Source organism: Pseudoxanthomonas sp. LjRoot204_2 (assembly GCF_056175765.1).
The window spans coordinates 1-10,029 of sequence record NZ_JBGFFG010000084.1; the positions used below are offsets into that span (position 1 = coordinate 1).

The 10,029-nt window shown below is 69.5% G+C and carries 7 protein-coding genes; 5 read left to right on the forward strand and 2 right to left on the reverse strand.

Annotated features, from left to right (window positions below):
- Positions 1-169: 169 nt before the first annotated feature.
- Both AC04L7_RS05960 and AC04L7_RS05965 read left to right on the forward strand, forming a co-directional pair.
- The gene (locus AC04L7_RS05960; protein ID WP_435998112.1) at positions 170-763 is read left to right on the forward strand and encodes a dihydrofolate reductase family protein; all 594 of its coding nucleotides are present in this window, start codon (positions 170-172) and stop codon (positions 761-763) included.
- Between the two features lie 84 nt (positions 764-847).
- Positions 848-1,330, forward strand: coding sequence for a VOC family protein (locus AC04L7_RS05965; protein WP_435998110.1), 483 nt, complete (start codon positions 848-850; stop codon positions 1,328-1,330).
- Positions 1,331-1,353: 23 nt separating this feature from the next.
- Here the strand turns inward: AC04L7_RS05965 and AC04L7_RS05970 are convergent, their stop codons facing one another.
- Positions 1,354-3,492, reverse strand: coding sequence for a prolyl oligopeptidase family serine peptidase (locus AC04L7_RS05970; RefSeq protein ID WP_435998108.1), 2,139 nt, complete (start codon positions 3,490-3,492; stop codon positions 1,354-1,356).
- 176 nt (positions 3,493-3,668) lie between these two features.
- On the opposite strand from AC04L7_RS05970, the gene AC04L7_RS05975 reads away from it, so the two are divergent.
- The gene (locus AC04L7_RS05975) at positions 3,669-6,566 is read left to right on the forward strand and encodes a ligand-binding sensor domain-containing diguanylate cyclase (RefSeq protein ID WP_435998106.1); all 2,898 of its coding nucleotides are present in this window, start codon (positions 3,669-3,671) and stop codon (positions 6,564-6,566) included.
- A 28-nt stretch (positions 6,567-6,594) separates the two neighbouring features.
- On the opposite strand, the gene AC04L7_RS05980 is transcribed toward AC04L7_RS05975, so the two are convergent.
- Complete coding sequence (locus AC04L7_RS05980; RefSeq protein WP_435998104.1) at positions 6,595-7,737, reverse strand: threonine aldolase family protein; 1,143 nt, start codon at positions 7,735-7,737, stop codon at positions 6,595-6,597.
- Positions 7,738-7,969: 232 nt separating this feature from the next.
- On the opposite strand from AC04L7_RS05980, the gene AC04L7_RS05985 reads away from it, so the two are divergent.
- Both AC04L7_RS05985 and AC04L7_RS05990 read left to right on the forward strand, forming a co-directional pair.
- Entirely contained in the window at positions 7,970-9,118 is a 1,149-nt protein-coding gene (locus AC04L7_RS05985) for an SPFH domain-containing protein (RefSeq protein ID WP_296278289.1), read from the forward strand.
- Positions 9,119-9,130: 12 nt separating this feature from the next.
- A partial coding sequence (locus tag AC04L7_RS05990) for a TFIIB-type zinc ribbon-containing protein (RefSeq protein WP_475512683.1) occupies positions 9,131-10,029 on the forward strand: 899 nt, incomplete at its 3' end.

Consider the following 10,029-nt stretch of genomic DNA (forward strand, 5'->3'; position numbering starts at 1 on the left):
GTGCGGCGTGCCGCTGCGCCCCGCATTGATCGCGATCAAGATCAGGGGCGGCGAGCCGCGTTTTTCTCACCCGGCCTGTCGATTCCGCCCTCCCCGAGGCGTCGCAGGGATGAGGGCCGGCATTCCGTCCGGCCAGGCGCACACCATGGGAAGACTCGTTGCAGCGGCCATGATCAGTCTCGACGGCGTCATGCAGGCGCCTGGCGGGCCGGACGAGGACGCCAGCGGCGGCTTCACCCACGGAGGCTGGGTGTGGCCTTATGCGGGCGAAGACGAGGCCATGGATGGCCTGTTCGCGCAGCCGTTCTCGCTGCTGCTGGGTCGGCGCACCTACGACATCTTCGCCGGCTACTGGCCCCACGTGCCGGGCGAGGCACCGCATGGCGGCATCGCGGACGCGTTCAACGGCGCCACCAAATACGTCGCCACCCATCGGCCCGACACGCTCGCCTGGCCGCACAGCCACGCACTGGGCGCGGATATCGCGGCTGCCGTGCGTGTGCTGAAGCAGCGCAGCGGCCCCGACCTGGTTACCCAAGGCAGCAGCGACCTGCTGCACCAGCTGCTCGCGACCGATCTGGTCGACGAGTTGCGCCTGCTGGTCTACCCGGTCCTGTTGGGCCGTGGCAAACGGCTGTTCGGCGACGACAGCCTGCCCGCCGCGTTCCGGCTGGACGCCACGCGCAGTACCTGGGCGGGCGTGATCGTCAGCCGCTATCTGCGCGATGGCGATGTCCGCACAGGCACGTTCGCCGATCACTGACAGACCTTCGCTTCACCCGGTTTTTCCGGCCGGACGGCAAGATCGCCGCGCCGGCTTTCCTCCCTCCGACACTGGAGTTTCGCCATGACCCCGAAGAACACGATCTGCCTCTGGTACAACCGCGACGCGGAAGAGGCCGCGCATTTCTACGCGAAGACCTTCCCCCACAGCGCCGTGAAGGCCGTGCACCGCGCACCCGGCGACTATCCCTCCGGCAAGGCGGGCGACGTGCTGACGGTGGAGTTCACCGTCTGCGGAGTGCCTTGCATCGGATTGAACGGCGGCGACGCGTTCACGCACAGCGAAGCGTTCTCGTTCCAGATCGCGACCGATGACCAGGAGGAAACCGACCGGCTGTGGAACGCCATCGTCGGCAACGGCGGACGCGAAAGCGCCTGCGGCTGGTGCAAGGACAAGTGGGGCTTGAACTGGCAGATCACGCCGCGCGTGCTCACCGACGCCATGGCCAACCCCGACCGCGCGGTCGCCAAGCGCGCCTTCGAGGCGATGATGACGATGCGCAAGATCGATGTGGCGGCCATCGAGGCGGCCGTGCGCGGCGGCTGAGCCGCGCGCGCCGGGCCACGCGCCTACCTGTCCGTCGCCCGGAAGTCCGGCCTGCCGGCCTGCGCCAGGGTGAACGCATAGATGTCGGTCCACACCTCGTCCAGCTGGCTGCGGCTGGAGCCCATGCCGTGGCCGGCGCCGAAATCCAGCCGCAGCAGCACGGGCACCTTGCCGTCCTGCGCGGCGGCCAGGCGCGCGGCGTACTTGGCGCTGTGGAAGGTCGCTGCGCGCGGATCGTTGAGGCCGGACACCACCAGCGTGCGCGGGTACGCCGTGCCGGCACGGATGTGCTGGTACGGGTCCAGGTCGAACATGGTCTTGAACGAGGCCGCATCGGTGATCGGTCCGCCCCATTCCTCGATGTCCGCGTAGTTCTGCTCGGAGACGTAGCGCACCGGATTCATGAAGCCGACGTTGGCGATCGCGCCGGCGAACAGGTCCGGGCGCTCGTTGATCGCACCGCCCAGCATCACGCCGCCAGCGGAAGTACCGATCAGCGTCATCGTCTTCGATGAGCCCACCTTGTCGCGCATCAGCTGCTCGGCCACGTCGATGGCGTCGCGCCAGGTGGTGGCCTTGGTGCTTGCCTTGCCGGCGTAATGCCAGTCGCGGCCGAACTCGCCGCCGCCGCGCACGTTCGCCAGCGCGTACACGCCACCGCGGTCGAGGAAGGCGAGCACGCGCGCGTTGAAGCGCGGCAGCGCGGCGTAGCCGTAGGCGCCGTAGGCTTCCAGCAACACGGGTGTCGTGGCATCCAGGGTGGCGCCCTTCTTCATCACCAGCGTGTACGGCACCCGGGTGCCGTCGCGCACGGCGACCTCACTGCGCCGCGCTGCGTAGCCGGCGGTGTCGAACGGCAGCGGCGGCACCAGTGCGAGGTCCTTCAGCTGGCCGTCGCGCAGGTCGAGGCGGTAGACGGTCGATGGCGTGAACCAGCCGGTCATCGCCACCAGCACCTCGGGCGACGGTGCCCAGCCCTGCAGCGCAGTAACCTGGCCGTCGAACGGCAGCGCCAGCTTGACGGCCTTGCCGTCCTCGCCCACCCGCCACAGTCCGGAGGCCGGGCCGTCGATGGTGCGCACCAGCAGCCCGCCCTGCACGGCGAGGATCGATTCGATCACCGGCGTGCCCGGCAGCGCGACGATCCGCGCGGTCTTCAGGTCCGGCGCCGTCGCCGAGGTCTGCAGGATCTTCCCCCCGGAGGCCTGCTTCTTCGAGACCAGGTACAGGCGGTCGCCATCGACGCTGGAATCCACCACCACGTCGTCGAACCCGGCGACCGGCGTCCAGGTCGCGTTGCCCGTCATCGCGGTATCGGCATCGGCACGGTAGATCGCGATCTCGTTGCGGCCATCGCGGACGACGGCGAGCGCCGTGCGGCTGTCCGGATCGAAGATCACCGGTACGAACTGCTCGGCCTTCGCGCTGATGCCGCCCTGCCCGCGGCGGGCCAGCAGTACGTCCGGCGCGGTGCTGCCCAGGCGATGCAGGCGCGCTTCGTTGCCGACGAAGTACGTGGGCGTGCCCGGTTCGCCGACGAACTTGAGGTAGCTGAAGGCCTCGCCGTTGCGGGTCCAGCTCATCATCCAGGCGTGCGGAATGGCGACGGGCAGGAAGCCCCCGGTCGCCACGTCGAGTACGCGCAACGTGGAGTGTTCGGTACCGCGCCTGGACAGTGCGACCAGCACATGGCGACCGGTCGGCGACGCGGCCCAGCGATCGATCACCTGGTCGCCATCGGCATTCTTCAGCGTGGTCGGGTCGAGCAGCACGCGGGTGCGGCCATCGGCCTCGCGCACCATCAGCTTGGTGTCCTGCTCACCGGCCGCACGGATTTCGTGGAAGACGCGGCCGCCGGCCTGTTCGGCCTGACCGACGGTGGTGAGTTCGCCGGAGCGCGCGGCCACGTCGGCCAGCAGCAAGGCGCGGCCGGGCATCGCGGCGAAGACGCCCTGGGTGTGCTTGGCCTGCGCCTGCAGCCAGGGCATCCAGTCGGGGTCCTTGCCGCTCTCCATCCAGCGGTACGGATCGGTCACCTGCGTGCCGTAATAATCGTCGGTAACCGCCTGCACCTTGGCCACCGGCGCCTGCGCCAGGACCCCGACGAACGGACACAGCGCCACGAGCATCAACAGCGGACGGACCCCACGTGCAGTCGGCATTCGGCTTCTCCGGGTTGGGCCCACGGTCCCGCGGGCTGACCCGCCTATGTACGAGGGCGCCGGCGGGAACCGGCCAGCCGTCGCGTGCGACTCAACCGGTCGCCCTCGCGGCCGCTATCGACGTTGCTGCTAGCATGGCGCGTCACCGGTGGGGAGACCGATGCCTGGAATTCCGCATGTTCCTTGACGCACGGCGTACCTGCGCCCTGCTGGCCGGTGTGCTGGGCGCACTTCTCCTGTTTCCCGCCCACGCACTCGACGCGCGGCGGGCGATTGGCCAGTTCACCCACGTCTGGTACGAGAACCAGCTGCCCCAGGGGACCGTCCTCTCCATCGACCAGCAGGCCGATGGCGCGATCTGGCTGGCGACCTACGGCGGCCTGGCGCGCTACAGCGGCGACGGTTTCGAGACCATCGACCCGCGCGTCGCACCCGCGCTGAAGAGCTCGGCGATCACCGCGGTCAGCGCGGATCGCGAAGGTGGCCTGTGGGTCGGCACCCTCAACGGTGGCCTGTACCGACGGCAGGGACGCGCGCTCGAGCAGGTGGCGTTGCCCGCCGGCATCGAGAGCGTCTTCGGGATCGTCCGCGACACCTCGGGCAGCCTGTGGCTCACCACCAATGCGGGCGTGGTGCGGACCGCGAACGGCGCGCCCCGTCTGCTGGGCGACGCCGATGGCTTCCCGCCGCGCGGGTTCTACCGCGGCATCGTCGCCGACCGCGACGGGGGTGTCTGGATCGCGGCCGATGGCGTGGGCGTGGTCCACTGGCACGACGGTCGCGCACGGCTCTACGACGAACAGGACGGCCTGCCCAGCAATGCGGTGTACAGCCTGGCCGTCGACGCGGCGGGCGCGGTGTGGGTCGGCACCCAGTCCGGTCCGGCGTTCTTCCGCGAGGGGCGCTTCCACCGCCACCCGCGTGCGGCGGCGCTCGATGGGCGGCGCATCTACACGCTGTACGGCGACCGTGACGGCAGCGTCTGGTTCGCACCGCTCGACATGGGCCTCTGCCGACTGGTCGCGGGTGACTTCAGTTGCGACGACACGCTGGCCGGCCTGCAGGGCGAGACCGTGCGATCGATGTTCGAGGATCGCGAAGGCAACCTGTGGATCGGTACTACCTCCAGCGGCCTGCACCGGCTCAGCCCCTCCAAGCTGGTCACCGTCACGGGACAGATGGTGTCCAATGCGGTGCGTGCCGTCCACCAGGTGCCGGGCGGCGCGCTGTGGGTCGGCACCGATGGCGCCGGCCTGTCCCGCTACGAAGGCGCAGTACTGCGGCCGGCCGCGGCCTACAACCGACAGCTGCCCAGCCAGCTGATCCGTGCGATCCGTTCCGACACCCGGGGCCAGTTGTGGGTCGCCGGCACCGAGGGCGTGACCCGCTTCGACAGCGCCGGCCGCGCCCGCACCTTCGGCCTGTCGGACGGGCTGCCCGGCACGATCGTGTTCGCGTTCGCGCCCGCCCGCCAGGGCGGCATGTGGACCGGCACCCTGCAGGGCGTGGCCCGCATCGACGGCGAGCGGGTCGACGTGGTGGACGGCACCCGCGGCGACGACACCCGCGCCCTCTACGAAGATGCCGACGGGCGACTGTGGATCGGCCTGCGCAGCGGCCTGCGTTGCCTGTACCTCGGCAAGGTAGACAGCTGCGGCACCGATGGCCTGGCGGGCAGCAGCGTGTTCGCATTCCATCCCGCCGTCGACGGCAGCCTGTGGCTGGGTACCAGCGCGGGCATCGTGCGGATCCGCGACGGCAAGGTCACCCGTTATCTCCAGCGCGCCGGGTTCCATGGCGATGCGGTGTTCGCCCTGCTGGACGATGGTCGCGGGCACCTCTGGTTCAGTTCGAACCGCGGCATCGGACGCCTGGCGAAGGCGGACTTCGACGCGCTCGACCGGGGCGATGTGCAGCAGCTCGCGCCGCGCTGGTACGGCACCAGCGACGGCATGCTCAATGCGCAGGGCAACGGCGCATCGCAGACGCCGGCCGACCACAGCGACGACGGACGCCTCTGGTTCGGCACCGCGAAGGGCGTCGTCATCGTCGACCCCGACCGCATGCAGGGCAATGCCAAACCGCCGCCGGTCTCGATCGAGCGCCTGCTGGTGGACGGCGTGGACGTCGAACCGGCTTCGATCATGCGGCTGGGGCCCGGCGTGGAACGCCTGGAACTGCAGTTCGCGGCGATGAGTTACGTGGCCCCGTCGGCGGTGCGCTACCGCTATCGACTGGACGGCTTCGACCGCGCCTGGAGCGAGCCTGGCGCCGGTCGCGCCGCGTACTACACCAACCTGCCGCCGGGCGATTACGTGTTCCGCGTGATGGCCAGCAACAACGATGGCGTGTGGAATGAACAAGGCGCGCAGTTGCGCTTCACCCTGCTGCCGCAATGGCACCAGACCTGGTGGCTGCGCACGCTGGCGGCCCTGGCCGCGCTGGGGCTGGTGGCGGCGCTCGTGCGGCTGCGCCTGCGCACCGCGCGCGAACGCGAGCGCGCGTTGACGCACGAGGTCGCGCAGCGCACCGACGCGCTGCGCGAGGCCAACGAACGCCTCCAGCATCTGGCCGCCAGCGATGCGCTCACCGGTATCGCCAACCGGCGCGAATTCACCCGCCGCCTGCGGCTGGCCTGGGACGACCACGCCGCGCGCGATGCGTCGCTGGCGGTGCTGTTGATCGACGTGGACGACTTCAAGGCCTACAACGACAGCTACGGCCACCTGGGGGGCGATGCGGCGCTGGCGACCCTCGCGGCGGCCCTCGCCACCAGCCTGCGCGGCAGCGACGACCTGGCGGCGCGCTACGGCGGCGAAGAGTTCGCCATCCTGCTGCCGGATTGCGACACCGACACGGCACTGGGTCTCGCGCGACGCCTGGTGGACGACGTGCAACGTCTCGCCCTGCCCCATCGCGCGTCCAGCGTCGCGGACGTCATCACCGTCAGCATCGGCGCCGCCAGCCGGCATCCTGCGCGTGGCGGCAATCCCGACGCCCTGCTGCACGCGGCCGACGCCGCGCTGTACCAGGCCAAGGACGAAGGGAGGAATCGCGCGTTGCCGGCGAGCTGACGCGCGACGGTGGCGGACGCCGCCAGCGTTACCCCAGGAAGACGCTCACGTAGTCGCCAACGGGACGCCGCAGCAGCGTCGTATTCACTGCCAGCGGCACCCGACCTTCCTGCCATCGGCCGACGCGGATGCCCGCCTGCCGACCACGCTCGAATGCAGCGTCCGCGAGCGGCTGCGCCATGTCGAGCCAGAACAGATTGGATGCGTCCGCCGAACTGCGTTCGCGTACCTTGCCGCTGGCCACCAACGTGGCGATCAGTTCGCGCGCCTGCGCATGGGCCTTCGCGATGTCCGCCAGGAACCCCGGCAATGCGTCGAGCGCCAGCAGTGCAGGCATCCATCCCTGGTACAGCGTGCCACCGAACACGTGGCGCAGCGCGCGCGCCTGGGCRATGTCCCCCTTCGACCCTGCAAGCACCGCACCGAACGGTGCATCCAGGTACTTGTACAGCGATACGTACACGGTATCGAATTCCGCCGCGTATGCGGGCAGATCGAAGCCGGGCGGCGCCATCAGCAGGCGCGCGCCGTCCAGGTGCAGGCGCGCGCCATGCGCCCGTGCCAGTGTGGCGATGTCGCGTACCCGGGCGAGCGGGACCAGTTCAGCACCGGCCCGGCGCACGGGGCTTTCGAGCGAAACCGCCCCGATCCTCATGGGATACGGCCCGCTCTCCGAGGCGCTGATCGCGGCACGCACCTCATCCAGCGACGGGCTGGCGCGACCGGCCGCCAACGGCAGCAGGTTGAGCGAGGACAATCTCTGGGCGGCATCGCTCTCGTCGCGGTACACATGGCTCTCCTGTTGCACCAGCACGCGCTGGTGCTCGCCGCAGAGCACGCGCAGGGCCACGTTGTTCGCCAGGGTCCCGGTGGGAAAGAATGCACAGTCTTCCTTGCCGAGCATGGTGGCGAAGGCCTGCTCGAGACGGCCCACTGCACCCTGCTGCAGATAGCCGTCCCGCACGTCGGCCTGCGTGCGCGTAAGTTCCGCCAGCTTTGCCGCCATCGCCACCGGATCCGGCGGCGCGCTGTCGCCGACGAGCCACACGCTGCGCGCATCCACGGGCGGGAACACCGGGCCGGCCGGCGGCACTCCGCCCGCCGGAACGACGTCCGCGGCAGCCGCCAGCGCTGCGCCCAGCGAGCCTTGAAGGAAGGTGCGTCGGTCCACGGACATGCTCCGGCGTTGGCCATCGGGGTCTAGCCCGCATCGTACGGAGCCGTTCCTGCGGGGCGATGTGCCATTGGTGATGACCGTCGGACGAAGCGGATGCGGCAACCGGCACGCATGCGTGGGCCGACCGCGCCCATGACGTATGCGCCATGCCGGTAACAGGGCGATGGGTATACTCGGCCACGATCGGCGGGTGCTCTTACCCGCCCACGAATCACGGAGCGATGTCATGGGTCTTGTACAGGCGGTGGTGGGCGCGGTCGGCGGCGTGCTGGGCGACCAGTGGAAGGATTTCTACACGGTGCCGCAGGGCCTGCCGTCCACGGCGGCGCTGTTCGCGGCGGTGCCGCAGGGCACCAATGCCGGTCGCGGTTCCAACACCAGCGGCTCGACCAACATCATCACCAACGGCTCGAAGATCGTCGTGCCCGAAGGCTATGGCCTGCTGCTGATGCAGGACGGCGCGATCACCGCGTTCGTCGCCGAGCCGGGCGGTTACGAATGGCGTTCGGACGACATCAACTCCAAGTCGATCTTCGCCGGCGACGGCATCGTCTCGACCTTCATCACCCAGAGCTGGGAACGCTTCAAGTTCGGCGGCCAGCCGGGCTCGCAGCAGGCGGCGTTCTTCGTCTCGCTCAAGGAACTGCCGGACAACCGCTTCGGCACGCAGTCCGAGATCTACTGGGACGACGGCTTCCTCAACACCCAGGTCGGCGCGGTCACGCGCGGCTCGTACACGCTGAAGATCGTCGACCCCATCCTGTTCGTGAAGAACTTCGTGCCGGCCAGCTACCTGCAGCCGGGCAAGGTGTTCGACTTCACCGACCTCGACAACGCCGCCGCCACCCAGTTGTTCAACGAAGTGGTGGGTTCGCTGGCGCCGGCCTTCAGCCTGTACACCAACGATCCGTCCAAGGGCAACCGCATCACCAAGCTGCAGCAGGATTCGCTGGGCTTCGCGCAGAGCCTCTCGGCGGCCGTCGAGCAGGGCTACCAGTGGAGCTCCAGCCGCGGCCTGGCCATCGTCAAGACCGCCATCGTCTCCATCGAGTACGACGCGAACACGCGCGAACTGTTGAAGACCGTGCAGCGCGCCGATGCGCTGTCCGGCTCGCGTGGCAACTCCAACCTGCAGGCCAGCGTGGCGCAGGGCATCCAGTCCGCCGGCGAGAATGGCGGTGCAGCGGGCCTGATGGGCATTGGCATGGCGTCCGGGATGATGGGCGTGGGTGGCCTGCAACAGCCGGCCACGCCGGCCGCACCCGCGGCGGACGATCCGGTCGCCAAGCTGAAGAAGGCCAAGGAGATGCTCGACCTCGGCCTGATCACGCAGTCCGACTACGACGCGCTGAAGGCGAAGGCCCTGGGCCTGTAAGCGGACGCGCGCATGTCCACCCCGAACCGTCCGGCGCCGCCGCCGTTGCCGCCGGCTCCTCCTGCGTTGGGCCCCGGCTCACCGCAGGAGGTACCGCCCTTGCCCGGGAGTTTCCCGGTCGATCCCGCCACCCTGCCCGACGCGATCCGCGAGGAAATCGAAGCGCCCGACCCGCTCGCCATCGACACCGCGGCGGCGGAGCTGAAGGACGGCCTGAACCGGTGCCCGAAGTGCGGCGCCACCGACATCCGCCACAAGCTGGGCAGCGACGTGCTGGTCTGCCTGTACTGCCGCAACGAATGGGTGGGCGCGCGGGTCGAGGAGGCTTTCGGCCTGGGTGAAGGGCTGGACCAGCTGCGCGGCACGGTGATCGCCAGCGGTGCCCGCGCCATCGACGCGGACACCGCCAGCCTGATGACCTTCAAGTGCACCGGCTGCGGTGCCGAGGTCACGGTGAACACCGAGAGCGCCATGACGGCGCGTTGCCACTGGTGCCGCCACGTGTTCGGGGTCAACGAGCAGATCCGCAATGGTGCGGTGCCCGACGCCGTGTTGCCGTTCCACATCAGGAAGGATGATGCGGTCGCGCGCATCCGCCAGTTCGTCGACAAGCGCAGGCTGTTCGCGCTGAAGGCGTTCAAGGACGAGTTCTCGCCCGAGAATGTCGTCGGCGTGTACCTGCCCTACATGATCGTCGACGGCAACGCGAGCGCAGAGGTCGCCGGCAAGGGCGAGATCCTGACGCGCACCTATACCCGCGGCACCGACAAAAACAAGAAGACGTACTACGACGCCGACGTCTACCGCGTGGAGCGCGCGGTCGAGTTCACCGTCGACGACCTGCCGCTGGAGTCCTCGCGCGAGCGCGGCAACCTCGATACCAAGGTCAACACGCAGAACATCATCAACAC